Here is a 25437-nt window from a genome sequence, read left to right on the forward strand (position 1 = left end):
GTTCATTCCCCCAGGTCGAGAGTGAGTTTGGTGACGGCGAACGCCTCGGCGTAGCGCGTCTGGCTTTCGATGCCCCGGATCCGGGCCAGGCCGAGGAAGGCCTCCCGGTCGTACCAGGGGCGGTGCCGCTGCGAGGGGTAGTGCTCCTGAAGGAGCCGCACCTTCTGTTCGGCGATCTCCGGTGACAGCGGCTGGTACGCCACCGGCCGGCCGAGGTCGGCGTCCCACTTGACGATCTCGTAGCCGAGTACGAGGTGGTCACGGAACGCGGTGGGGATCAGCTGCGCCAGGCCGCGGTGGTCCTGGTGCGCGTCATCGGTCCGCGGGGCCAGGACGAGGTCCGGCTCGGTCCGCCCGCGCAGCTCCTCGACGGCGGCCTTGGCCTCCTCCCAGTGCGCGGGCATCCGGCCGTCCGGCAGCTTGAGCACGGTGAGACGCAGGTCGGCGCCCGGGCAGAAGGCGGCGAGCGCGGCCTGCTCCTCCTGCTCGCGCTCGGTACCGCCGCCGGACAGCACCAGCGCGTCGACACGGATGCCGGGCCGCGCGAGGCACAGCGTCAGGAGCGTGCCGCCGGCGCCGATGGCGAGGTCGTCGCAGTGCGCGCCCACCGCGACGATCCGCTCAACACGCCCGGCCCCGAGGCGGATCACGCCTTCACCCCCGCCGTGTCCCGTTCCCACACGGCCCACGGACGCTCGCCCCGCGCGTACGCCTCGTCGAGCGCGGCCCGCTCCTTCACGGTGTCGGTCGGCTTCCAGAAGCCGCGGTGCTGGTACGCCACGAGCCGGCCTTCCTTGGCCAGGCCGGCGCATCCGTCGGCGACCAGGTCCCCGCCCTCCGGGATGTGGTCGAAGACCTCCTGGCGGAGCACGAAGTAGCCGCCGTTCTCCCAGAGCGGCATGTCGCTCACCGCGGTGATGCCCCCCACCAGACCGTCCTCGCCCAGGTCCACGCAGTGGAACGAGGACTGCGGCGGCACCACCATCATCGACGCGCCCGCGTCACGCCGGGAGAAGCGGTCGATCATCTCCGGCAGCGGGGCGTCGGTGAGCACGTCGGCGTAGTTGGCGAGGAACATCTCGTCGCCGTCCAGGTGGTGCCGCACCCGGCGCAGCCGCTCCCCGATCGGCGACTCGATGCCGGTCTGCGCGAAGGTGATCGTCCAGTCGGATATGTCGGTGGACAGCAGCTCGGTCCGGCCGCCGCGCAGCACGAAGTCGTTGGACGTCGTCTCCTCGTAGTTGAGGAAGAAGTCCTTGATGTGGTGCGCGCCGTACCCGAGGCACAGGATGAACTCCGTGTGCCCGTAGTGCGCGTAGTAGCGCATGACGTGCCAGATCAGCGGCCGCGGACCGACCATCGCCATCGGCTTGGGCACGTCGTCGGAGGTGCCGTTCCGCATCCGCATCCCGTAACCGCCGCAGAACAGTACGACCTTCATCGCTCGACCTCGACAATGCTGAGTTCCGGGATGGGGAAGACAAGGCGGCCGCCCCACTCGTGCACGAAGGACAGCTGCTCGACCAGCTCGGCCCGCAGGTTCCACGGGAGGACGAGGACGTAGTCCGGCCGGTCGGCGGCGATCCGCTCGGGCGGCAGGATCGGGATGCGGGTGCCCGGGGTGAACCTGCCGTGCTTGTACGGGTTGCGGTCGACCGTGTACGCGAGCAGGTCGGGCCGGATGCCGCAGTGGTTGAGCAGGGTGTTGCCCTTGCCCGGCGCCCCGTAGCCGACGACCGTCTCGCCCCGCTCCGCCGCGTCGATGAGGAACCGCAGCAGGTCCCGGCGCACCTTGGCCACCCGGTCGGAGAACTCGGCGTATCCGGAGAGCTCCTGGAGCCCGGCGGCCTTCTCGCGGTCGAGCACCTCCGCCACCCGCGCCGTCGGCTCCCCGGCCGCCGCCGCAGGCCGCGCCCACAGCCGGATGGAGCCGCCGTGCGTGGGCAGCAGCTCGACGTCCACCAGGGTGAGCCCGCCGCTCGCGAGCGCCCGGATCGCGGACGCGACCGTGTAGTACTGGAAGTGCTCGTGGTAGATCGTGTCGTACTGGTTCTCCTCGATCAGGGTCAGCAGATGCTGCACCTCGATGGAGACCCAGCCGTCGTCGGCGACCAGGGCGCGCAGCCCCTGGGTGAACCCGACGACGTCGGGGATGTGCGCGTACACGTTGTTGGCCACGACCAGGTCCGCCGGGCCGTGCTCGGCGCGGACGGCCGCACCGGTCTCCGGGGACAGGAACTCCGTGACCGTGGGCACACCCGCGTCCCGCGCCGCGGCACCGACGTTCACCGACGGCTCGATGCCGAGGCAGCGGATCCCGCGGTCCACCACGTGCTTCAGCAGATAGCCGTCGTTGCTCGCGACCTCGACCACGAAGGCGTCGGAGCCGAGGTCCGCCCGCCGCACGGCGTCGTCGACGAACACCCGCGCGTGCTCCACCCAGGAGGTCGAGAACGAGGAGAAGTACGCGTACTCCTTGAACGTCTCCTCGGGCGTGATCAGCGGCGGGATCTGCGCCAGCCAGCAATCGGTGCAGACCCGCAGATGCAGCGGGTACGCGGGCTCCGGCAGGTCCAGTCGGTCCGCGGCGAGAAAGCTCTCGCACGGCGGGGTCGCCCCCAGATCGACGACGCTCGCCAGCGCAGCCGAACCGCAGAGTCGGCATCGTGTCATCTACTGCCCCCCATCTCCGCTCGCGCGGGTGAACCGTCGCGAGTCGGCGTTGTCGTTCCCCACCGGCGGCACGCCGTGCGCGCCGCCCGACCGCCCCGCGATCGCGGTGCGGTACTCCTCCACCAGGCGTGCGAGGCCGACGGCAGGGCTGAACCCCTGCTCGTATCGGCGCCGGGCCGCCCGGCCCATCTCCTGGTTCCGCGCCGGGTCGGCCGTGATCCGGCGTATGCCGGACGCGAGCGAGGCGGGCTCTCCCGCGCGGTGCTGCAGCCCGGTCACCCCCTCCTCGACGAGGTCGACATAGCCGCCGTGACCGGCGGCGACGGCCGGCACCCCCGCCGCCATCGCCTCCGCGACCACCAGACCGAAGGTCTCCCTGGCCAGCGAGGGAGCCACCACGGCGACCGACCGCGCGGTGGCCCGCCGGCACTCCGCCGGGTCCAGGAGGCCGGCGACCCGGACGTCGTCCCGGCCCGCCGCCCACGCGGTCACCTCCCCCTCCATCGGCCCCGAGCCGGCGAGCACCAGCGGCACGCCCACCCCGCCGTCCGCGGCGATCTCGTCCCACGCGGCCATGAGCACCCGTACGCCCTTGGCCTCCGACAGCCGGCCGAGGAAGAGCAGGTGCTCGCCGGCGCCCGCCCGGACCGTGCCCGGATCGGGCACGAAGTTGGGCTTCACCGTCAGCCGCTCCGCGGGCATGCCGGAGCGCACCAGGAGGTCGCGCTGCGTCGCGGAGATGCAGAAGAACCGCTCCACGCCCGACCACCACCGCCGCCGGTTGACCGACAGGCTGACCGCGAGCGGAACCGTCGCGAGGCGGGAGTCCCGGTAGCAGCCGTGCCGGATCCCGGGCAGCGACGCCTTCGACCCGACGCACTCGGTGCACGGCCGGCCGTCCCGGTGCAGCGTGCCGGGCGGGCACACCTGGGCGTAGTTGTGCAGCGTCGCGACGACGGGCACGCCGGCGTCGGCGCAGGCTGCCAGGACCGCGGGGGACAGGAGCGGGAAGACGTTGTGGACGTGCACCACGTCCGGCCGCTCTGCGCGGAGCCGGGCGGCGAGCTCCGTGCGGACCGCCGGGTTCCACGGCACGAGCAGCGGCACCGCGACCTTGCCCAGCAGGGACCGCCCGGCGATGTCGTCGCTGCGCCGCTCGAACACGTCGACCCGGTGACCGGCCGCGCGCAGCAGCCCCACCTCCTCGTCGACGACGCGGTTCTCCCCGCTCGGCTGCGCCGAGGAGTAGCGGTTGTGCACCACAAGGACATGCATGCTCAGGTCACCTCCGGGCCCATCGCGGGATACGCCGTCGAGGGATCTCGACGGTCGGCAGGGGCACGACGGCGGCCGCGGGCGGTGCCGCGAGCAGCGAGGCGGCCAGGGTCAGATGCAGCAGATACGCCGAGGCGTCGCCGAGACCGACCTCCGTGTACGAGGAGAGCGCGCAGTAGCTGATCAGGAAGATCGCGCAGGCCCTCGGGAGCGACGGCGGCCGCAGCAGCGCGACGCCGCCGAGGACGATGATCATCGCCGCCACGATGGTGACGCCGATGAGTCCCTGCTCGTCGTAGACGGCCAGCCAGCTGTTGTCGATCGGCAGCCCGTCGAAGGACTTGTCGCCCAGGCCCGTGCCGAACACCTTCTCCCCGGTCGTCCGGGGCGCCGAGAGCAGGGCGTCCCAGACCTTGGCCCGGCCGGTGAGGTTGGCGAAGTTCTCCTGGCTCTGTCCGCGCAGGAACCACGCCCGCAGCGCGGAGCTGAACACCACCGCCGCCACCGCGGCGCACAGCACCGCCCAGGCGAAGAACCGGCGGGCGGCGGCGCTCGTCAGGACGAGCGAGCCGATCGCGAGACCAAGACCGATGAGCAGACCGAGCGTGGCCGTCCGGGTGTGGGTCATCGCGAGCAGGACGAGCGACGGCACGATGATCACCGCCGCGCCCGCCCCGGTGGTCCGCCGGCCGAGCAGGAGCAGCACGGTGAGACCGATGATCACCGCGGAGTACTGTCCGATCTGCGGCGGGGTGAGCGGCCACAGCGCCCCGACGAGCCGTCCGCCGTAGTACTCGGGCATGGCCGTGGCCGGTGAGACGGCCAGGCCCGCGGCCACGAGCACGAGCACCGCGAAGTACATCCGGATGTGGTACCGGACGAGCGTCAGGCTGCCGTCCCACCAGCGGCTGAGCAGCCACAGCGTGCCGACGAAGAGAGCCAGCCGGGCGCAGCGGAACAGCGCGCCGAACCCCACCTCCAGCTGCACGCTGGAGATCACGCTCGGCACGAGCAGCAGGGTCAGCAGGAACACGAAGGCGCTGGGCCGGACACGCAGCCCGAGATTGAGCGCGAGCGCCAGCACGAACGCGGCCACCAGCGCGCCCATGGTGGCCATCTGGATGAGGGAGCGGGGGATCGTGAAGACGGTCTTCGCCCCGGCGGAGCCGAGCGTGTTGAGGGCGAGCAACGCCCAGATGATCCCGACGGTCCTCGGCGTGCCGGCAGGGCGCGGTGCGTCACCGGCCCGCGTGCCCGCCGTGTCCGGTCCGCCCGGCTTCAGTGCTTCGGCCATGTCACCCACCGGCCGGTGCGTCGAAGGTGCTGCCCGCGTCCTGCCCGTACGGCGCGCCCCGCCACTGCCCGGAGCCGAACTTCCGGCTCGTGTCGTGGGCGACGAAGCTCCACGGTCCCCGGTAGGCGTTGTCGTACCAGCGGTTGTGCTGCCGAAGCGTGATCGCCTCGGCGACCTGTTCGCCCCGGTACGGCGACCAGTCCGGCGAGGTGCCGTAGTTGGCGAGCACCGCCATGCGGCCGCACTCCTCCGTGCACCGGACGACGGACGGGTCGAGCACGAAGCGGTTGTCGTGGATCTCCACCCGCTGCGTCTTCCAGCGGCAGTCGTCGTACAGCGGTGCGCCGGCGATCCCCGGCTGCGCGCAGCGGGCCGTCCCCTTCACAAGGAGCGTGCAGTATTCGGTCGAGGTGTTGGCCGGGCTGTTGCAGAACCGGTCGGCGTTCTCCCACAGGGTGATGCCGTTCCAGTTGTTCTCCAGCACGTTCCGGTAGATCTCGATCCTGTCCGTGCGGGCCCGGACCCGTGGTTCGCCGCCGGCCTCGGAGATGTAGACGGTCGCGTACGGGAAGTCATCGCCGTCCTCGGCCTCCTGGCGGCCCTCGACCCAGTTGTTCCGCCGGATCGTGTTGTTCCGGATGACCGCGTTGTAGCTGGTCTCGTACATCAGCGCGGCACCGTCGTTGTCTTCGAGGACATTGCCCTCGAAGAGGAAGTCGTTGTTGTTCGTGTCCGCCCACAGGCCGGCTCCGCGGTTGTCGTGCACCCAGTTCCCGCGGACGTCGGCGCCGTCGATCGCCCAGAACTTGATGCCCCCGCTGCAGCCGCAGCCGGGCTGCCGCCGCTCCCAGTCGTCGGTGTTGTTGCCCACGATCTCGTTGCCCTCGACCACCAGGCCGCGGATGGAGTCACCGGTCTTGTAGGCGTTCATGCCGTACTGGCCGTTGCCCCGCACACAGCTGGCACGGAGCTGCTGGCGGGCGCCGGCCATCAGCCCGGCGCCGGAGTTGTGCTGGATCGTCGCGTACTCGATCACCCACCCGTCGGCCATGTCGTGGTTCACCACACCCTCGTCCTGCGGCGCGAGGAAACCCTGCACGGTCAGATGGCTGATGGTGACGTCGCGGGCGGTACCGCCGAAGGCGTAGTGGTTGGTCTTCCCGCCGTCGAGCACCGCGCCGGGCGCGCCGAGGTAGCGGTTCCCCTGCTTGGCCATGACCTGGGCGTAGGGGTCCGAGGTGAACCTGTGCGTTCCCGGCAGCAGCCAGAAGGTGGTGTTCGGGGGGTTGTCGTCGGTCTTCGCGTCCAGGTCGCCGACGACCGCGGGGTCGACCGTCACCGCGCCCGGCGGCGCCTGCGACGGCCCGGCCGCGGGCCTGTCGCAGACCCGGGCCAAGGACGCGCCGGGCGCCCCGGACCCGGAGGGCGTACCGGACACCGAAGGCGCACCCCCCGGCTTCGCCGGGGCGTCCGGCGTACTTGTACAGCCGGCCGCCGCCAGGGCCAGCGCGAGCGCCGCCGCCGGCAACGCCCAGCGCCGCCTCTCGAACACCAAGCCTCTCCCCAGGGGGTGTTGTGAAAGTCCCGCACGGCACCCACGGCGCCCGGCACGCGCCCTCGCCGCACCGGTCAAAGACCCAAGTAGCTCCTCCCCCACTCTCGGCTTCGCTCGAGCGGGGGGACCCCCATCGAGGGCCTTCGTCCGGCACGCCGAGGACGCGCACCGGACACCGCGGACACCGCACAGGACTTTCACAACACCCCCTATCCGCTGAACCCGAGCACGGTCGTGAACTCCTGCATGCCCTCGGCGAAACCCGTGCCGACGAGCGTGGTGGCGGGTTCCTTGCGGCCGAAGCCGGGGGAGTACCAGCCCAGCGGCGGTTCCGTCTCGCCGCGATGCGCCCGCCAGGACAGCTGCGCGGGCAGGTCGAGCACCGCGGAGCGGTCCTCGCCCTCCACGGTCCAGGTGAGCACCGCCCGGTTGCCCACCAGGTCCGCGGCGATCGCCGGGCCGAGGTGGAACGCCAGGCGCACGGGCCCGCTCCCGCCGCGGACCTCGTCGACCACGAGCAGCTCCCGGCTCGCGGCGGTCAGCTCCACCCGGCGGCGGTGCACGGCGGGCCCGTAGCCGTCGTGCTCGGCCGACCAGCGGGCCACCCCCGCGCCGGCCGTGTCCGCGACCAGGACACGGGTGCTCGCATGCCGGGTCCACAGGAACGGACCACCTGAGACGGACTGGTCGGCGCCGTCCCACTGGAGGGTGTTGTGGCCGAGGGTCGACCGGAAGTACTCCCGCCACTCGGGCTGCCCGTGATAGCAGAACGTCCCCGGGTCGGCGAGCACGTCGACCCCGTCGTGCCGGACCTCCACGGACAGCGCGTCCGCGTGGGCGTGCGCGGCGATGGACAGGAACCCGTGCGGACCGCCGTCGCAGCGCGCCCAGATCTCACCGGGACCGCGCAGGATGGTCATGCCCGCGTCGGCGAAGTGGGCCGGTCGGCGGGACGGGCGGGTCACGGTTCCGTTCTTCCCGTACGGCCGGACGAGCGCGCCGAGGAGCGGGGTGCGCACATCGGTGCCGGTCACCTCGGGCCACCAGTCGAGCCGGCCGAACACGGCCTCCCCGGTGGCGAGCAGCGAGCCCCAGCGGTCGGTGTCCGGACCGTCCACGATCAGACCGTGCCCGTCGTCCGCGTCGCCCTGGCGCGGCGGCCGCAGCCGGTTGTCCACGACGGCCGCGAGCGCGTCGGTCATCCGCAGCAGCACCAGCCGGACCGTCGCGGGGACCGGCACGCCGGCGGCGTCCGCCTCGGCCACCGCGGCCAGACCGAGCTCGAGGACCAGGCCGTGGTACTCGGTGGCCAGCTCACGGTTGAGGCCGGAGAGGAAGGTGTTGCCGCGCAGGTGCCGTTCGAGCGACCGCAGCGCGTCGGCCCGCCAGCGCGCCGAGGAGGGGAACCACCCGAACGCGCAGGCCGCGGCGAACTGCCCGGCAGCCTCCGCGACGACGTGGTTGTTCGCCGAGGAACCCCGGCTGGGGAACGCGGCCAGCCAGCGCTGGTGGTGCCAGATCTGGCTGACCGCCACCGGGTTGCCCTCGAAGAGACCGGCCGCGCCCGGCCAGCCGTCGAGCAGCCGTCGGATCCACACCCAGGACAGCAGCCGGATCCCCAGCTCGATGCCGCTGATCCAGTGCACGCCGCGCAGCGGCGGGTTGGCAGCCCACCACGACCGCAGGTGCGCGGCCACGCGCTCGGCGTACCGCTCGTCCCCGGTGACCGCGTAGGCGGCGGCGAGCACGGTCAGGTACTGGTGCCGGGACGGCTCCCAGATCTGCTTGATGTCCCCGGCAGCGTCCTCGTCCCGGTACGGCACGTCGAAGGCGTACCCCGACGGAGCCCGGCGCCCGGTCTTCGGGTCGAGGAACCAGTCCGGGGCGACCAGGTCGTCGCGCTCCACCCCGAAGTACTCGGCGTGCCCGGCCATCAGCCGGTCCGCCTCGGCGACGAGACGCTTCGCCGCGTCCGGCGCCACCGCCTCGATCGTCCCCGAGGGCAGCACCGCGGTGAACCGGGCGCCGGTCACGGCCGGGGACTGCGGGCGTGCCGACCGCCACCGGCGCCTGCGCAGCGTGTCGCCCACCCGGCCGCCGACCTCCCGCGGCCCCATCCGGGAGAGCCGCCGCAGGTACCAACCCGCGCTCATGCTCATCGCGCCCCCGCCAGCGTCACCGGCGCACCGGCGGCCAGGCCGGCCTGGACGGCGAGGGTGGCCGCCGTGGTGGCGACCAGGGACTCCAGCGGCACCGGCATCGGCGCGCCGGTCCGCACGGCCTTGACGAACGCCGCCAGTTCGGCGTTCTGACCCTTGTCGCGGGCCTTGGGCAGCCGCGAACTGACCCACTTCTCGGGGCCGTGCACCGAGGCCCGGACGAAGTCGTCGAGCTTCAGCACCTTGCCGTCCGCGACGAGGTCCAGCGTCTCCTTGGGGAAGCCGGCCGCGCCGTTCGTGACGTAGCTGATGGTGGCGGTGGACCCGTCCGGGTAGCGCAGGACGACCTGCAGGTCCTCGTTGCCGGGTGCGGCGGTCGCGTACACCGAGACCGGATCGGCCCCGAGGAGCCAGCTCGCCGTGTCGATGAAGTGCCCGCCCTCGCCGGCGAACCGCGAGCCCTCCGTGCCCTGCTGGAGGTACCAGCTTCCGTGCTGGAGCCGGCCCGCGTTGACCAGGTAGCGGAGGCTCGCCGGACCCGTCCGGGCGCCGAACCGCTTCCTGGCCTCCTGCAGCAGCGGCGCGAACCGGCGGTTGAAGCCCACCTGCAGCCGGTCGTTGCCGGACTCCTCCACCGCGGCGAGCACCCCGGCCAGCTCCTCCTCGCCGAGCGCCAGCGGCTTCTCCACGAACACCGCCTTGCCGGCGAACAGCGCCTTCTTCGTCAGTTCGGCGTGCGAGCTGTGCCGGGTGACCACGAACACCGCGTCGATCGACGGGTCGCCGAGAACCGCGTCCAGATCGGTGGTCGCCCCGGCGAAGCCGAACTTCCGCTGCGCGTTGGCCGCGGACAGCGCCGTCGTCGTGACGACCGTGGACAGCTCGACGCCGTCGCGCCCCACCAGGTGCGGAAGCAGCATCGACGTCGCGTAGTTGCCCGCCCCGACGAACGCGAGGCGCACCGGCGACTTGGCGAACCGGGCCCGGGCGGGCGCCGCGTCCCCGCGCCGCACCTCGGGCACGGCCACCGACGGGGCCGTCGCCTCCCCCGCCTCCTCGTGGTCGGGGTACCGGAACAGCACGGCGACGGCCTTCAGCTCGCCGTCCTTCAGGCTCTGGTACGTCTTGACGGCGTCGTCGAAGTCGGCGATGTGGGAGATCAGCGGCTCCACGTCGACGCAGCCGCGGGCCAGGAGGTCGAGGAAGCACGCCAGGTTGCGGCGCTCGGTCCAGCGCACGTAGCCGATCGGGTAGTCCCGCCCCTCCAGCTCGTACGCCGGGTCGTAGCGGCCGGGACCGTACGAGCGGGAGAACCGGACGTCGAGTTCCTTCTCGTAGTACGCGTTCCACGGCAGGTCCAGCCGGCACTTGCCGATGTCGACGACCCGGCCGCGGTCCCGGCTCAGGTGGGCGGCCAGTTCGACGGGCTGGTTGCTGCCCCCGCCGGCGGCCAGATAGACCTGGTCCACGCCGTGACCGCCGGTGAGCTCGACGACGGCGGCCTCCACGGCCGGCGACGCGGGATCACCGCAGGCCGCGGCGCCCAAGCGCTCGGCGAGCTCACAGCGCACCGGATCGGGGTCCGCCCCGACGACGCGGACGCCGGAGGCGGTGAGGAGCTGCACCACCAGCTGCCCGATGAGACCGAGGCCGATGACGAGCGCCACCTCGCCGAGCTGCGGCTCGCCCTGACGGACGCCCTGGAGCGCGATCGACCCGACGGTGCCGAAGGCCGCGTGCCGGGGCGCGAGGCCGTCCGGCAGCGGGGTGTAGAGGTTCTTCGGCACCCAGTTCAGCTCGGCGTGCAGCGCGTGCTCGTTGCCGGCGCAGGCCACGAGGTCGCCGACCTTCACATCGTCGACCCCGGCGCCGACCTGCTCGACCACCCCGCACAGCGAGTAGCCGAGGGGCGTGTACGAGTCGAGCTTGCCCATCACCTTGCGGTAGGTGGCGGGCACCCCCTGGGTGGCGACGCTCTGCATGACCTTGGCCACCTGGTCCGGACGCGAGCGGGCCTTGCCCAGCATCGACATGCCGGCCTCGGACACCTTCATGAGCTCGGTCCCGGTGGATATCAGCGAGTACGCGGTGCGGACCAGCACACCGCCCGGCTTGCACCCCGGCACCGGCACGTCGAGAACCGCCAGCTCGCCGCTCTTGTAGTTCTGCACAACCTGTTTCACCAGAAGTCCCCTTGTTTCTACGCCGTCCGGCGAGCGTCCGTGCCGGCCCCGGAGGCCATGCCGCGATACCAGTACTCGAGGGTCAGCACATGCCACAGATGCTTGGAGAAGTCCCGCTGTCCGGCGGCGTCCTCGGCGACCATGCGCGCCAGCGCGTCCCGGCGCAGGAACCCGGAGTTCACGAGCACGCCGTCGTTCACCACCTCGCGCACCAGTGGCGCCAGGTCCCGGCTCATCCAGGCCCGCAGGGGGGCGCTGAACAGGCCCTTCGGCCGGTACACGATCTCCCGGGGCAGGATCGAGGTGGCGGCCTCCTTGAGGACGGCCTTGCCCTGCCGGCCGACGATCTTGCGATCACCGGGCACGGCGAACGCCGCCTTCACCACCTCGACGTCCACGTACGGCACCCGCACCTCGGTCGACGCGGCCATGCTCGACCGGTCCGTGTAGGCGAGGTTCAGGCCCGGCAGGAACATCCGGGCGTCGCCCAGGCACATGCGGTTGACGAAGTCGTCGAGGTCGTTGTCCTCGTAGACGTCCGCGTGCTCGGTCAGCACGTCGTCGACCGTCCCGGCCAGGTCCGGATCGACCAGGGAGAGCAGCTCCTCCTGGTCGTACATCGTGTAGCTGCGCCGGAACGCGGTCTCCTCCGGCAGGTCGGCGAAGGAGAGGAACCGCTTCGCGAAGCGCACCGACCGGTACCCCCGGCGGGCCGTGGCCACCGGCAGCCGGTCCACGGCCCCGGCCAGGCCGCGCCGCAGCTGCCGCGGGACGCGCTGGTAGCGCAGCGCGATCAGGTTGGCCAGGTGCTTGCGGTATCCGGCGAACAGCTCGTCGGCGCCCATCCCCGAGAGCATCACCTTGACCCCGGCCTCCCGGGCGGCCGAGCAGATCAGGAACGTGTTGATCGCCGCGGGGTCCCCGATCGGCTCGTCCAGGTGGTACGTCATCTGCGGCAGCAGATCGAGCACGTTCGGCGCGATCTCGATCTCCTTCAGATCGACACCGAACTGCTCCGCCACCTGCCGCGCATAGCGCAGGTCGTCCGGCATCGCCTCGAACCTGGCGTCCTCGGCACGGAAGCCGATCGTGTAGGCGGAGATGCCGGGTTGGTCACGGGCGGCCAGCGCCGTCAGATAGCTGGAGTCGAGACCACCGGAGAGGAAGGTCGCCACGGGGACGTCGGAGAGCATGTGCCGACGCGTCGACTCCTCCACGATGGCGGCCAGATCCGGCCGCTCGCCGCTCCGGGCCCGCTCCCGGCCCTCGGCGGCGACGTCCTTCAGGTTCCAGAACCGGCCGCGCTCCGTCCGGCCGTCGGGCCGCAACCGGAGCCAGCTCCCCGGCGGCAGCTTCTCCGCCTCGCGGAACGCGCACCGCGAGTCCGGCACCCAGTAGTAGAGGAGCGAGGCCACCAGGGCCGCGTGGTCCACCTCGAGGGGTCCGCCGGTGGCGGCGGCCAGCGCCTTCAGCTCGGAGGCGAAGAGCAGGCCCTCACCGCGCCGCAGCAGGAACAGCGGCTTGATGCCGAGCTGGTCGCGGGCGAGCACCAGCTCACCGGTCCGCTCGTCGAAGACCCCGAACGCGAACATGCCGCGCAGCCGGGGCAGACAGTCCGTGCCCCAGCGCCGCCAGGCCTCCAGGAGCACCTCGGTGTCCGACGTACCGCGGAACCGCACCCCGGCGGCCGCCAGTTCGGCACGCAGCTCGGGCGCGTTGTACAGCTCGCCGTTGTACGTCAGGACGAGGCCGCCCGAGACCATCGGCTGGGCGCCGGTCTCGGACAGGTCGACGATCGCCAACCGCCGGTGGCCGAGGTGCACTTCGCCGTCCCCGACGGGGTGGCTGTACCGGCCGGCGCCGTCCGGACCGCGGTGGGCGAGGGTGTCGGTGAGCCGGTCGGTCACGGCCTTCCCGTCCGGCCATCGGTAACTGCCTGCGATGCCACACATGAGCTACCGCACCTCCTGGTCGTTGTCCGGGACCCGCGCGGCCCACATCGGCACCCGCTCCGTCCGCCACCGGCCCGCTCCGCTCGGCCGGGCCTGCGGCTCGCTCCGTCCGCGCGGCGCGGTCTGCGGCCCGTCCCACAGCGTGCCGTCGGTCCGGTCACGCGCGTCGGGGTCGATCAGCACCACACCGATCACCGCGATCCGCTGCTCCGCGAGCTGCCGCGCCACGGTGTGCAGCCAGGCGGCGCTGCCGTGCCCGGCGCGCACGACGAGCACCGTCCGGGTGCCGAGGTGCCGGAGGTCGGTCCACGCCGTGCCGGGCGCCACCGAGCCCACGCCGAGCCTGCGCTCCTGGTGCGAACCGGCGTCGGCACGCTCGCTGCTGACGACGACGGGGTCTCCCGGCTCCGGCCGGTGGCCGGCGAGCTCCGGGCCGGGCAGGCCGTCGACGACGACCATGGGCCCCTCCGCCGTCAGCGCGCGGCCGAGATCGAGCGCGATGTCGCTCGTACTCCGCGCGCAGCCCAGTTCGAGCAGCGACATCGGCTCCGCCGAACCGCGCAGGGTGCGGGCCAGAGAGGTGGTGAGCCTGGCCCGTGCCGCCTGGATCCGTCGGCGCCCCCACAGCCGGGAGGGCCGGCGGGGCAGCTCGGCGACGACCGAGGCGCCGAGGTTCGCCGCGATGTCCCGGCGCAGCACGGGGCGGTCCGCCACCACCGAGCCGACCGCGGCCACCGCGAGCCCGAGCGCGAGCCCGAGGGCGAGACCGATCGCGGCGTCGACTGCGGCGGTCTTGAGCAGGGAGTGCCGCACCGCGCGCGGGGCGTCCACGATCTGCGTACCGGCGATGAGATGGGGCGTACCGATCCGCGCCTCCGCGGCGCGCTGGTCGAAATCGGCGATCCGCGAGGTGAGTTCGGCCCGGCGGGCGTAGAGCGACTCCGAGTCCGCCGAGGCCTTGGGTCCGTTCCCTGACGATCCGTCCGCGATCGCCTTGTTGACCTGCCCGAGTTCCTCGCGCATGCGGTCACGCTGGTCGAGCAGGGCCTTGGCCTCGGCGTCCGCGGCCTCCTGGATCCGGTGCAGATGGTCCGCGATGAACGCGTCGGCCAGTGCCCCGGCGCGGGCCACCGCCTCGGTGTCGCTGTCACCGGTCGCACTGATCTGCAGCACGTTGTTGGTCAGGCCGGCCCCCTCGTAGTCCTTCATGAAGTCCTCCGGCTTCACCGGGGACTTGAGGGACTGCAGGGCCTGACTGGCGATCCGCGTGGTCCGCAGCAGCTCGACGTCGGTACGGATCAGCGTTCCGGGGTCGTTCGGCTGGTCCTCCTGATGCGCGACCAGCAGCTTGACCACAGCGGTCGGCCGCGGCGGCAGCAGGATCGCCAGCGCGGCCCCGAGGAGCAGTCCGACCAGCGCCAGGGAGCCCCAGAGACGGCGCCGTCTGCGCACCGCCACCACCAGCACGTGCAGGTCGAGCAGTGGAGCGGCGGCCGACGACTCCGAAGTCGTACTCGTCGTCACCCTGAACCTTCCGTCGTGTCGTTGGCCATCACGAATGCCGGCGTGCCGGCGTGCCGGGGACGGTCGGTCGACCGTGTCGAAGGGACCCGGACCGGGCCGGCGAGGACGGCACCGACGAGCTCGTGCCGGGCGTCGGCACACGCCTCGGCGATGCCCGCGAGCTCGCCCGCGGTCCAGCTGCCCGCGCTGAGCACGACCAGGGCACCGGACTCCTTGTCCCGGTCCGGCACCATCGGCCGGGACACCGAAACCCCCGCCACCCGCAGCACCAGGCCGCCCTCGGCCTCGGCGGCGAGCTGCCCGGCGGCCCGGCGGGCGATCTCGTCACCGTCCGGGACGACGACGAGGAGCCGCCCCGGTGCCGGAATCCGGTCCTGGAGGCGGGCGTACACCCGCCGGTAGCGGATCTGCCGGCTGGCCTCGTCGCCGGACGTCCGCGGGGCCGGGATGTCCCACCGGACGTCGACGCCAAGGAGCCGGCGGAGCCAGGTCCGCGGGCCACGGGCCTCCGGCCGGTGCGAGAACCGATCACCGGGCACGTCGACGGTGCCGAGGAGCGCCGAGCCCAGCGCCGCGGCGATCTCCGGTTCGGTGCGCAGCCGGCGGCTCATCCGCGCGGCGGCGAGATGACCGATGAACGCGACCAGGAAGAACAGCACCGCCCCGGCGACGACGAGCTGCGTCCTGGTCGGCGGTGCCTCACCGGTCGGCCGGGCCGCCGTCCCCATGACGACCATGCTGGCCTTGCTGGTCGCCGGACCGGCCTGGTCCAGCTTGTCGATGGCCTCCTGCAGCGAGGTGCGCAGCTTCGCGAGCTCGGTGCGGGTCTGCACGCTCTCCACGGAACGGCCCGGTCCCGCCTCGTCGGCCAGCTCGGTGATACGGCGGTTGGTCTGCGTCACCGTCTTCCGCAGGGCATCGACCCGCGCGGCCGACTCGGGGTCGCTGCTGTCGCCCACGATGTTCGCGGCGAAGGCGACGAACTGCCGGGCCACCTGGTCGGAGAGCTGCTGGGCCCGCTTCGGGGTGTCGGCCGTGCCCGAGATCTTGATGATGTTCCCGTCGGCGGCCTCGGCGGTCACCTGCTCCTTCAGCTCCCTGCCGTCGACCCCGGCCCAGCCGAGCGCGGCGGCCGCGCGGTCGACCACCACCGAACTCGTCGCGACCTGCGTCTGCGTGAGCAGCTCACGCTCCTCCCACGACCCCGGCAGCAGCACCGATGCCGACGTCGTGTAGCGCGGCGGAAGCAGCAGGGACGTGCCGTAGCCGACGAGGGCGCCCACCATGGCCAGGATGGTGAGGAACCGCCCACGCCGACGGAGAATCCGCCCGACCGTGACCAGGCGTATCGTGTCATCGCTCAACGACGCGGCCTCTTCCGTCCCCGGTTCGGGCCCCCCGCCGACAGCGGAGCGCGGTCACGGCAGGCCGCCGCGTAGGCGGCGAGCAGCGATTGCTGGGAGTTCCGCCAGGAAAGCGGTCCGCCGATCCGCTCCTGGCCGATCTTGCCCATCCGCTCCCGCTCCTCCGGATCGTCGAGGAGCCGCGCGACGAGCCCGGCGAACTCGGCCTCGTCGTTGGCGGGTGCGTACACGGCGGCCTCACCGGCGGAGACGCGTGCCTCCCGGAGGTCGAACGAGACGATCGGCCGGCCCATCACCATGTATTCCAGGACCTTGTTCATGGTCGACACGTCGTTGAGCGGATTGCGCGGGTCGGGGGAGAGGCACACGTCCGCGGTGGACAGATAGCGCGCCAGATCGGCGTCCGGTATTCGCCCGGTGAACTGCACCTGCTCCGAGAGCCCCAGCCGCCGGGACAGCTCGACCATCGCGTCGAAGGCGTCGCCGGCGCCGACGAACACCGCGTGCCAGTCGGTCCGCCCGAGCTCGTCCCGCAACTTCGCCAGGGCCCGCAAGGCGTAGTCGACGCCGTCCTGCGGGCCCATGACGCCCAGGTAGCACAGCAGATGAGGCTTGCCGCGCTTCAGCTCCGGCTCGGCCGGTACGGGATGGAACCGGTCGACGTCGGGCGCGCTGCGCACCACGAACACGTCCTCCGGCCGCCGGCCGCCGCGGCGCACCGCGACGTCCCGGTAGCTCTCGTTCGTGGCGAGCACGACGTCCGCGGCCCGGTACGTCGCCCGCTCCAGCGCGCACACACCGCGGTAGAGCAGGTCCTTGCCGCGGTCGAACCGGGAGAGGTACAGCTCGGGCACCAGGTCGTGCTGGTCGAAGACGAACCGCGCCCCCTGCCGCTTCAGCCACAGGGCGGGCAGGAACAGCAGGTCCGGCGGATTGCAGGCGTGGACCACGTCGACCGGGCCGACCCGGCGGGCCAGCCGGACCGTGTGCCACAACGCCGTTCCGTACTCCCGCAGATAGCCGGCCGGCCCTCCGGTGGCCGCGCGCAGCGGGTAGCGGTGGATCCGCACCCCGTCGATCACCGCCTCCGGCTCGGTGTCCCGCTTCTCCCCCCGGGGGCATATGACGTGCACCTCCCAGCCCGCGTCGCGCAGCGTCGTGCACTCCTGCCACACCCGCCGGTCGAACGGCACCGACAGGTTCTCCACCAGGATCAGCGCACGCCGGGCGGGCCCGGCGCCACTGGTCTTCTCACCAAGCAAGGCCCACGTACCCCGGTTCGGCCCGGCGCGACTCGGCGTCGGGAAGGTGGATGAGGTCGACGATCACCGGGCTCTCGCCATGCGGCAGCGCCGCGAGGACGGCCGGATCCCTGGTCCCGACGAGGCACACCTCTGCATGGTCCAGGACCTCGCCGACGGACTCGGCGAGCAGCTGCGCGAGGTGCGGCAGCCGGTTCTCGATGTACTCGCGGTTCGCGCCGAGCAGCCGGGAGAGGTTCACGTTGGGGTCGTAGATCCGCAGGTCGTACCCCTTGCCGAAGAGCCGCTCCGCCAGCTCGACGAGCGGGCTCTCGCGGAGGTCGTCGGTGCCGGGCTTGAAGGAGAGCCCGAACAGGCCCACCCGCCGCTTCCCGGTGCGCTCGACCAGCTCCACCGCGCGCTGCAGATGGTCGGCGTTGGAGGGCAGTACGTGGGAGAGGATCGGCACCGAGACGTCGGCCCGCTGCGCCGCGTGGACCAGGCTGCGCAGGTCCTTGGGCAGGCACGAGCCACCGAAGGCGAAACCGGGCCGCAGATAGGCGGGGCTGATGTTCAGCTTGCGGTCCGCGAGGAACACGTCGATCACCTGGTGCGAGTCCACACCGAGCGCCTGGCACACCGCGCCCAGCTCGTTCGCGAAGCCGATCTTGAGACCGTGGAACGCGTTGTCCGCGTACTTGATCGCCTCGGCCGTCGGGACCGGCACCCGGAACACCTCGCCGGGCAGGCCCTCGTAGAGCGCCGCCACCATGTCGCCGCTCGCCCGGTCGAGCTCGCCGATGACGGTCTTGGGCGGATCGAAGAAGTCCCGCACGCTCGTGCCCTCGCGCAGGAACTCCGGGTTGACCGCGACCCCCACGTCCACCCCGGCCGTGCCGCCGACGTACTTCTCCAGGATCGGCACGAGCAGGTTCAGGCAGGTGCCCGGGAGCATGGTGCTGCGGAAGACGACGGTGTGCCGTCCGCCCCGCTCGGCCACCGCGGCGCCGATCTCCTCGGTGACCCGCTCCAGATAGGTGGTGCACAGGCTGCCGTTGGGCTCCGACGGCGTGCCCACGCAGACCAGCGACACATCGCTGGCCGCGATCGCCTCGCGGACGTCGGCGGTGGCGCGCAGCGCTCCGGTCCGCACCACCTCGGCGATGAGCTCGCCGATCCGCTCCTCGACCACCGGGGCCTTGCCGTCGTTGACCAGGTCGACCTTCACCTGGTTGACGTCCACCCCGATGACCTCGTGGCCCATGCTGGCCAGGCACGCGGCCGACACGCAGCCCACGTAACCCAGCCCGAAAACGCTGACTCTCATGACTCGTTCCTCCCCCCAGGCAGGCCCTCCCGGCCTGCGGTCCCCGTGCCGGCCCCTCGGCGATCCCCGTGCATCAGTAGGCCCCCTGCCCGTAGAGCACCGCACGCAGCGTCTTCCACAAGATCACCGTGTCCAGGGCGAGCGACCAGTCCTCCACGTACCGCAGGTCGAGGCGCACCGCCTCGTCCCACGACAGGTCGCTGCGTCCGCTGATCTGCCACAGGCCGGTCAGGCCGGGCTTGACGAGCAGCCGCCGCCGGACGTCCGGGCCGTACGCGGCGCACTCCTCCGGCAGCGGAGGCCGCGGCCCGACGAGCGACATCGATCCGGTGAGCACGTTGAACAACTGCGGGAGCTCGTCGAGCGAGTACCGGCGCAGCACCGCCCCCACCCGGGTCACCCGCGGATCCCGGCGGAGCTTGAACAGCAGACCGGCGCCCTCGTTGCGGTCGGCCAGCGCGGCACGTGCCCGGTCGGCCCCGACGACCATCGTGCGGAACTTGAGAATGGTGAACTCGCGGCCGTCCTTGCCGACCCTGCGCTGGCTGTAGAGCGCCCCACCCCGGCTGTCCGCCAGGACGAGCAGCCCGACGATCAGCATCAGCGGCGCCAACAGCATCAGCAGGATCGCCGCGCCCACGCGGTCGACGACCCCCTTGATCGCCCGGCGGCCCCCGGTGAACGTCGGCATGCTGACCCGCAGCAGCGGGATCCCGAGCACCGCGTCGATGTGCAGCCGCGGACCGGCCACCTCCATCAGCACCGGGGCCACGACCATCTCGGCCTCGCTGCCCTCGAGGTTCCACGCCAGCCGCTGCAGCCGGTCCGGTGACCAGTGCGGGTCCGGGGTGACCGCGACGACACGGTAGCCGTCGTGGCGGACGTGCTTGGCGACGTCCGACAACTCTCCGACGACCGGCACTCCGTCCAGCAGGTCACCGTCGAGCCCGCGACCGTCCGTCGTGCACACCGCGTCCACCCGCCAGCCGAGGTGCGGGAACTTGCGGGTCCGGGAGATCAGGTCGCTCACGGTGGCCGGGCTCCCGGCGGCGAGCACCGGCCGCAGGCACCGGCCTTCCTTGCGCTGATTGTGCAGCCAGAGACGCAGCAGATACCGCGTCGTCATGGTGATGAGCGCGATCGCGGGGATCGCGACGAAGATCCACAGCTTGATGTTGTGCGAGGTCAGGGCGATTCCGGCGAGCGCCATCACGATGGTCGCCGTGAACAGGGAGCGCCCGAGCCGGCGGAACTCCTCGGCGCCCTGGCCGAGGACCGCCGGAGCCCACGCCCGGTTCACCGCGAGCGCGGCCAGGACGAGGAGTTCGGTGCCGAAGGCGAGAGTGCCCCACCGCTCATGCCAGTAGGCGGCGTCCCGGGCCCCGAAGAAGCCACCGATCGCCGCCACGACGAAGGCGGTGGCCACGGTGTCGCCGGCGATCACCGCACGGCGGTAGCGCTGCTCCCAGTCACTCGCGGTCCGGCCGATCGTCGCGCTGTCCAGCCGGTCGCGCGCCGATGGAAACGGGCTGACCAATTCCCCCTGCTGCACAGACCCCCCCAGGGTGCCAGTGGGCTCGACGTGTTGGCTCCACACGGTTCCTCCCCCCGGGAGGCCCCCGCCTCCCGCGCTGTTCCTCCCCTCGGGAGGCCCCCGCCTCCCGCACCGCGCTGTTCCTCTTCCGGGTCATCCGCCCACCCCGCGAATGACGTACCGGGTACCGCAGCGCTACTCGAACACCCCATCCAGGCGATAGATCATCATTTGTCGCCTGGTGTCCGGGCTTGTGAAGCAAGGTCAATCTAGAGCATCAAAGCCCTCCAGAAGAGGGATGTGGGCAACTTGTGCTGAACCTTTGAAGGTTGATCCTTCGTCGGACAATCACCCGCAGAAGCCTTCGCGACGGAGACGTGCCTTGTGACCTGTGGTGACGGGCGTTCACCGGGCTGTAGGCGGCGGCGATCCGGGGGTGTCCCGGCATGAACGGCCGGGCCGAGCTTGGCTTGTTTTTTAACCTGGTCGCGGGCGGTCGGAGGAACAACCCGGGCTTTTCGTCCGGGGGTTGGACTCCTCCGCCCTGTTCACCCACCTTCTGGAGACATCCGAGATGGCGACATCCCTGCGCGTCCTGATCCACGGCGGAGGCATCGGCGGCCTCGCGCTCGCGACCGCGCTCGCGCGGCGCGGCCACACCGTGGAGGTGGCCGAGCTCCGCGAGGAGCTCGACGCCCTCGGCGTGGGAATCATCCAGCCCTCCAACGCTCTGCATGTCATGCGGGAGTTGGGGGTGCTCGACGCCTGCCTGGCGGCCGGGTTCGCATGGGAGGTCCTGACCATCGCCGACCCCGAGGGGAACCCGCTGGCGCGCATACCCCAGCCGCGCATGGAAGACGTCCCGGCCGCCAACGGGATTCCGCGGCCCGCCCTCGCCAAGGTGCTCGGCGACGCCGCCGTCGCCGCGGGCGCCAAGGTCCGCCACGCCGTGACGCTCACCGGACTCGACGACGACGGTACGGGCGTCACCGTGACGCTCTCCGACGGATCCACCGACCGCTGGGACCTGGTCGTCGGCTTCGACGGAATCGGCTCCCCGCTGCGCACCCGCCTCCACGGCGACCGGTACGCGCCCGCGTACACCGGATTCGCCAACTGGCGCGTCACCGTGCCCCGCCACCCCGACGTACGGGGCGTGGTCATGGCCACCGCCGGCCGGGAGGCGAAGGCCCTGCTCACCCCCATCACGGACGAACTCATGTACCTGGGCGCCGTGTTCGCCGAAGCGGAGGACTTCCGGCCGGACCCGGCCCGCGCCCACGAGGAGCTCGCCGAGCGGCTCTCGATGTTCTCCGGCCCCGTCGCCGAAGCCCTCGGCGCGGTCACCGACCCGGCGGCCGTCGTGTACTCCCGCATCTCCCAGGTGACGGTCGAGGAGCCGTGGCACGTCGGCCGGGTGGTGCTGGCCGGCGACGCCGCCCACGCCTCCACCCCGCACCTCGCCCAGGGAGCGGCGATGGCCGTCGAGGACGCCCTCGTCCTCGCCGAGTCCCTGGACACCGCGGCCTCGGTCCCCGAGGCCCTGGAAGCCTGGGAGGCCCGGCGCCGGCCCCGCGCCCTGTGGGTGCAGGCCATGTCCCGGGCCGTCCTCAAGCAGGAGATGGGCGCGCCGACGACGCCCGAGGAGGACGCGCTCCTGGAGATCGGCATCCCCGGAGCCGCCCACGTCCTCGTGAAGCCCTACTAGGACACCCCGCGGGGCCGGGCTTTCCCAGGGCCCGGCCCCGCGCGCCCCTCCTGCCGTCCCACGGCGTCCATTCCTGCCGTCCCACGGCGTCGACGCCTGCCGTCCCGCGGCGTCCGCGCCTGCCGTCCCACGGCTTCGACCCCTCCCGTCCCACGGCTTCGACCCCTGCCGTCCCACGGCTTCCACCCCTCCCGTCCCACGGCGTCCGAAGGCGTTGTCAGTGGGCGGGGATACGTTGTCGATGTTCCGCCGCTCCGGCGTGAACATCCCCTTTGACGTGCATGGGAGAAGTGCGTTGGCGGTCTGGGAGAGGTCGAGCGCGGCGCGGGTGGTACCGCCCGCGCGGCCGCGGAAACTCGCGAAGGTGCCGTTCGTCGAGCTGGCCGACGGACGCTTGCAGGGCGTGGTGTCCAGCGGCTCCGACACAGGGCGCGTGTACGTGTCCTCCATCGCCGCCGGAACGTACGCGTTCGCGTGCAGCACCAACAACAACCGCCCCTGCGGCGGCGCGCGCGGCTCGTACTGCAACCACATCCGCGCACTCGTCACCGAGGCCGTCCTCCAGTACGGCGCGCAGCGCGTCGCCCGCTACCTCAGGGCCGAGACGCCCGACCGGGAGCCCGACGCCCAGGCACTCGTCGACGCGATGACCGCCACGCGGCCCGCACAGGGCGACACTTCGGCCGCCGCGCCCGTGTTCAGCCGCTTCCTGCGGCACCTCGCCTACCTCGAACTCGAGCCGGTCACCGCGCCGTTGCCCGAGATGCAGTGGTTCCCGCCGACGAGGGCGGTCGCCTGATGCGTACGGACCTGCTCGCCGACCCGATCGACAGACTCGACGAGGCGCTGGCCGCCGTGGACGCCTTCGACGACGCACTCGTCGCCGGCCTGCTCCGTCCGCAGCCCGCCCAGACCGCAGGGCTCGCCGCGCTCGCGGACGCCCTCGCCGGCACCCCGCTCGCCTCCGTCGTCGCCGAGGCCGCCGACAAGGCCATGGCCGGCTCCGCCGGAGAGGACCACTTCCTCGCGCTCGCCGCCGCCCGCACCGCGCTCATGGGCTCGGTCCACGACGCCCTGACGGCCCGCGTCGCGGACGTCACCGGCCGCCCGGCCGCGCAGCCCGCCTCGGCGGAGGAGGCGACCTTCGGCGGGCAGCCCGCCGCCAACGTGCTCGCCGCGGCCCGCGCCTGGCTCTGCGACCTCGCGCGCTCCGGCTGGCGGGGCATCGACCACGAACTCGTCGGCGGCGCCGCGCCCGTGGTCTCCGCGATGCTGCCGGACCCCGCGCTCCGCCGACAGGCGACGCTGCTCGACGGCTTCTCGGCCGAGCTCGCCGCATCGTGCCCCGGGGCCACCCTGGACCGCATCCCGGTGCGCCGCTGGGCCGACCTGTGGTCGCGCGCCCTGCTCCTCACCGTGCCCGGAGCCGCCCGCACACCCGGCGGGTCCACCGCGACTGGTCGACTGCTGCCCCTCGGCGTCGACGTGCAGGAGCACGCGACCGCCGTACAGGCCCAGGTGCACGCGGTGTTCGAACCGGCCGACGGCTCGGCTCCGCGTCTGGTCCGGGCGGCGGCGTCCGCGCCCAAACCCGACACCGTCGTCGGCGCCGGGCTCTGGCAGCTGCTCCGGCCGCGCATGTCGCTCCTCACCGCCGTGAGCGAGGGCCTCGCCATGGAACTCGACGCCATGCCCGTCACCGCCGAGGGCGACCTCGTCTGGGACGACGAGCACGCCCGCGCGGGGGCACCCGCCGACCCCTTCGCCACGGCCAGGGTCGTCCTCGCCACAGCGATCGACCCGGTCACGGCGCCCCTGGACCGTCACCCGGTACGGATCGCCGTGCCCGTCCTCCTGGAGGGGTACGCGGCGGAGCGCGAGGGCGACGGGCCGCTGACGTTCACGATCGCCGGCCACCGGCTCGCCGTGGACACCGACCGCGGACCGGCCGCCGGACCGCTCACCCCGGAGGCGATCGCCGCGTCCGGCGCGTGCCTGGGTCTCCTCCGCTGGGACGCCGGGGAGTTCCTCGTCCAGCCACTCGCCGTCGAGACGACCGTCCGGAAGAAGACCGTCGCGGTCCACGCGGGCGCGTGGGCCGGCGGCACCACCGACAAGACCGGAGTCCGCGCCGAGAAGGCGGCCACGGACGCGGTCGCCGTCCTGCGCGAACGAGCGGGAAAGCTGCTGCGCTCATGACCGACGAGAACGCCTCGCCCGAGCCCGCCTTCCCCACCGGGCGGACGGCATCGACCGCGCCGACGGCCGACTCCACGGCCGCGACCGGCACGCCGTCCCCGGTGCCGGCCGCGCCCGACCCCCACGACAACCGGCGGCAGGTCCTCTACTGGCGGCTGCTCGCCCGGCTCTTCGACCCCGAGGAGCAGGCCACCCTGGAAGCGGCGAGCCTCGCCGTCGTCGAGGACATCGGCCTGCCGTCCGCGCTGCTCGACCCCGGCGCCTCCGTGGACTCCGTCGTCCAGCGACACCCGGAGCTCGCCGACGAGCTCGACGGCCTCATGACCCCGGAGCCCGAGCCGGACGACGCACGCGACCGGGCCGCCGAGGTGCGGCGCGCCGCACTCGCCTCGAAACTGCTGCTCAACGTCTTCGCCACCGGCTCCGGAACCGTCTCCGCCGGGCAGCTCGCCCGCTGGCAGTCGGACGCGGGCTGGCTGGAGCGCGCGCTCGGTTCACCGCCCGGCGGTCTGCGCGGCGGCAAGGCGTCGGGCGCGGCCCTCACCGGCGGCGGCCTCGGACCCGAGCTCGGCGCCATCGAGGCCGACCTCGTCCACCGCATGCACCTGCGCGAAGTCCTCGCGGACCCCGCGCTGGCCGCACAGCTCACCCCCAGCATGTCCCTGATCGAGCAGCTGCTGCGCGACAAGGGCAACCTCTCCGGCGTGGCACTGGCCAACGCCAAGACGCTGATCAGGCGGTACGTCGACGAGGTCGCCCAGGTGCTCCGTACCCAGGTCGAGAAGGCCACCGTCGGCGAACTCGACCGCTCGGTCCCGCCCAAGCGGGTCTTCCGGAACCTCGATCTCGATCGCACCATCTGGAAGAACCTCACCAACTGGAGCCCGGAGGAGGAGCGGCTGTACGTCGACCGCCTCCACTACCGGCACACCGTCCGCAGGACCACGCCCCAGCGGCTGATCGTCGTGGTGGACCAGTCCGGTTCCATGGTCGACTCGATGGTCAACTGCACCATCCTCGCCTCGATCTTCGCCGGGCTGCCCAAGGTGGACGTCCACCTCATCGCGTACGACACCCGCGCGATCGACCTCACACCCTGGGTGCACGACCCGTTCGACGTGCTCCTGCGCACCAACCTCGGCGGCGGCAACGACGGGCCCGTGGCGATGGCCATGGCCCGGCCGAAGATCGCCGAGCCGAAGAACACCGTCATGGTCTGGATCTCCGACTTCTACGAGTTCGGCCGCTCACAGCCACTGTTCGAGGGCATCGAGGAGGTCCACCGCTCCGGGGTCCGCTTCATCCCCGTGGGCTCGGTGACCAGCTCCGGACGGCAGGAGGTCAACCCCTGGTTCCGGGAGCGGTTCAAGGCCCTCGGCACCCCGGTGATCTCCGGCCACATCGACAAGCTCGTGCACGAACTCAAGACCTTCCTCACCTGAGACCGAA

General features: G+C 72.4%; 18 protein-coding genes. 4 read left to right on the plus strand and 14 right to left on the minus strand.

The annotated features are described in order from the left end of the window. Positions 1-2: 2 nt before the first annotated feature. From AC07AW_RS30815 to AC07AW_RS30880, 14 genes are all read right to left on the minus strand, one after another. A complete protein-coding gene (locus tag AC07AW_RS30815; RefSeq protein WP_478818735.1) occupies positions 3-650 on the minus strand; it encodes a PIG-L deacetylase family protein in 648 nt (215 codons plus the stop codon). Next, a complete protein-coding gene (locus AC07AW_RS30820; protein WP_478818736.1) occupies positions 647-1441 on the minus strand; it encodes a glycosyltransferase family protein in 795 nt (264 codons plus the stop codon). Before AC07AW_RS30820 ends, AC07AW_RS30815 begins: the two co-directional genes overlap by 4 nt. Further along, positions 1438-2673 (minus strand): class I SAM-dependent methyltransferase, encoded by a 1236-nt coding sequence (locus AC07AW_RS30825; protein ID WP_478818737.1) that lies wholly within the window; start codon positions 2671-2673, stop codon positions 1438-1440. The genes AC07AW_RS30820 and AC07AW_RS30825 overlap by 4 nt, the downstream gene beginning before the upstream one ends. After that, positions 2674-3948: a glycosyltransferase family 4 protein gene (locus AC07AW_RS30830; RefSeq protein ID WP_478818738.1), complete on the minus strand. Its 1275-nt coding sequence runs from the start codon at positions 3946-3948 to the stop codon at positions 2674-2676. A 7-nt stretch (positions 3949-3955) separates the two neighbouring features. Next, on the minus strand, positions 3956-5242 hold the full coding sequence (locus AC07AW_RS30835; protein ID WP_478818739.1) for an O-antigen ligase domain-containing protein: 1287 nt from the start codon (positions 5240-5242) through the stop codon (positions 3956-3958). Between the two features lies 1 nt (position 5243). Then, positions 5244-6797, minus strand: coding sequence for a right-handed parallel beta-helix repeat-containing protein (locus AC07AW_RS30840; protein WP_478818740.1), 1554 nt, complete (start codon positions 6795-6797; stop codon positions 5244-5246). 209 nt (positions 6798-7006) lie between these two features. Further along, positions 7007-8956, minus strand: a complete 1950-nt coding sequence (locus AC07AW_RS30845) for a heparinase II/III domain-containing protein (protein WP_478818741.1) — start codon at positions 8954-8956, stop codon at positions 7007-7009. Beyond that, positions 8953-11139 carry a bi-domain-containing oxidoreductase gene (locus AC07AW_RS30850; protein ID WP_478818742.1) on the minus strand — a complete coding sequence of 729 codons (2187 nt, stop codon included), beginning with the start codon at positions 11137-11139 and terminating at the stop codon, positions 8953-8955. Before AC07AW_RS30850 ends, AC07AW_RS30845 begins: the two co-directional genes overlap by 4 nt. Positions 11140-11156: 17 nt before the next feature. Then, positions 11157-13091 (minus strand): asparagine synthase (glutamine-hydrolyzing), encoded by a 1935-nt coding sequence (gene asnB / locus AC07AW_RS30855; protein WP_478818743.1) that lies wholly within the window; start codon positions 13089-13091, stop codon positions 11157-11159. 3 nt (positions 13092-13094) lie between these two features. Then, a complete protein-coding gene (locus AC07AW_RS30860) occupies positions 13095-14615 on the minus strand; it encodes a Wzz/FepE/Etk N-terminal domain-containing protein (protein ID WP_478818744.1) in 1521 nt (506 codons plus the stop codon). Next, positions 14612-15979 carry a YveK family protein gene (locus tag AC07AW_RS30865; RefSeq protein ID WP_478818745.1) on the minus strand — a complete coding sequence of 456 codons (1368 nt, stop codon included), beginning with the start codon at positions 15977-15979 and terminating at the stop codon, positions 14612-14614. Before AC07AW_RS30865 ends, AC07AW_RS30860 begins: the two co-directional genes overlap by 4 nt. After that, positions 15976-17241, minus strand: a complete 1266-nt coding sequence (locus AC07AW_RS30870) for a glycosyltransferase family 4 protein (RefSeq protein WP_478818746.1) — start codon at positions 17239-17241, stop codon at positions 15976-15978. The genes AC07AW_RS30865 and AC07AW_RS30870 overlap by 4 nt, the downstream gene beginning before the upstream one ends. Beyond that, positions 17231-18547, minus strand: coding sequence for a nucleotide sugar dehydrogenase (locus AC07AW_RS30875; RefSeq protein ID WP_478818747.1), 1317 nt, complete (start codon positions 18545-18547; stop codon positions 17231-17233). Before AC07AW_RS30875 ends, AC07AW_RS30870 begins: the two co-directional genes overlap by 11 nt. Positions 18548-18620: 73 nt before the next feature. Continuing rightward, the gene (locus AC07AW_RS30880; protein WP_478818748.1) at positions 18621-20099 is read right to left on the minus strand and encodes a sugar transferase; all 1479 of its coding nucleotides are present in this window, start codon (positions 20097-20099) and stop codon (positions 18621-18623) included. 556 nt (positions 20100-20655) lie between these two features. On the opposite strand from AC07AW_RS30880, the gene AC07AW_RS30885 reads away from it, so the two are divergent. The 4 genes from AC07AW_RS30885 to AC07AW_RS30900 all read left to right on the plus strand — a co-directional run bounded on the left by AC07AW_RS30885 (position 20656) and on the right by AC07AW_RS30900 (position 25430). Continuing rightward, a complete protein-coding gene (locus tag AC07AW_RS30885) occupies positions 20656-21789 on the plus strand; it encodes an FAD-dependent monooxygenase (RefSeq protein WP_478818749.1) in 1134 nt (377 codons plus the stop codon). A 295-nt stretch (positions 21790-22084) separates the two neighbouring features. Continuing rightward, the gene (locus AC07AW_RS30890; RefSeq protein WP_478818750.1) at positions 22085-22588 is read left to right on the plus strand and encodes a hypothetical protein; all 504 of its coding nucleotides are present in this window, start codon (positions 22085-22087) and stop codon (positions 22586-22588) included. Then, complete coding sequence (locus tag AC07AW_RS30895; protein ID WP_478818751.1) at positions 22588-23988, plus strand: hypothetical protein; 1401 nt, start codon at positions 22588-22590, stop codon at positions 23986-23988. Before AC07AW_RS30890 ends, AC07AW_RS30895 begins: the two co-directional genes overlap by 1 nt. Next, on the plus strand, positions 23985-25430 hold the full coding sequence (locus AC07AW_RS30900) for a VWA domain-containing protein (protein WP_478818752.1): 1446 nt from the start codon (positions 23985-23987) through the stop codon (positions 25428-25430). The genes AC07AW_RS30895 and AC07AW_RS30900 overlap by 4 nt, the downstream gene beginning before the upstream one ends. Positions 25431-25437 lie beyond the last annotated feature (7 nt).

Source organism: Streptomyces sp. NPDC044003, assembly GCF_056435185.1.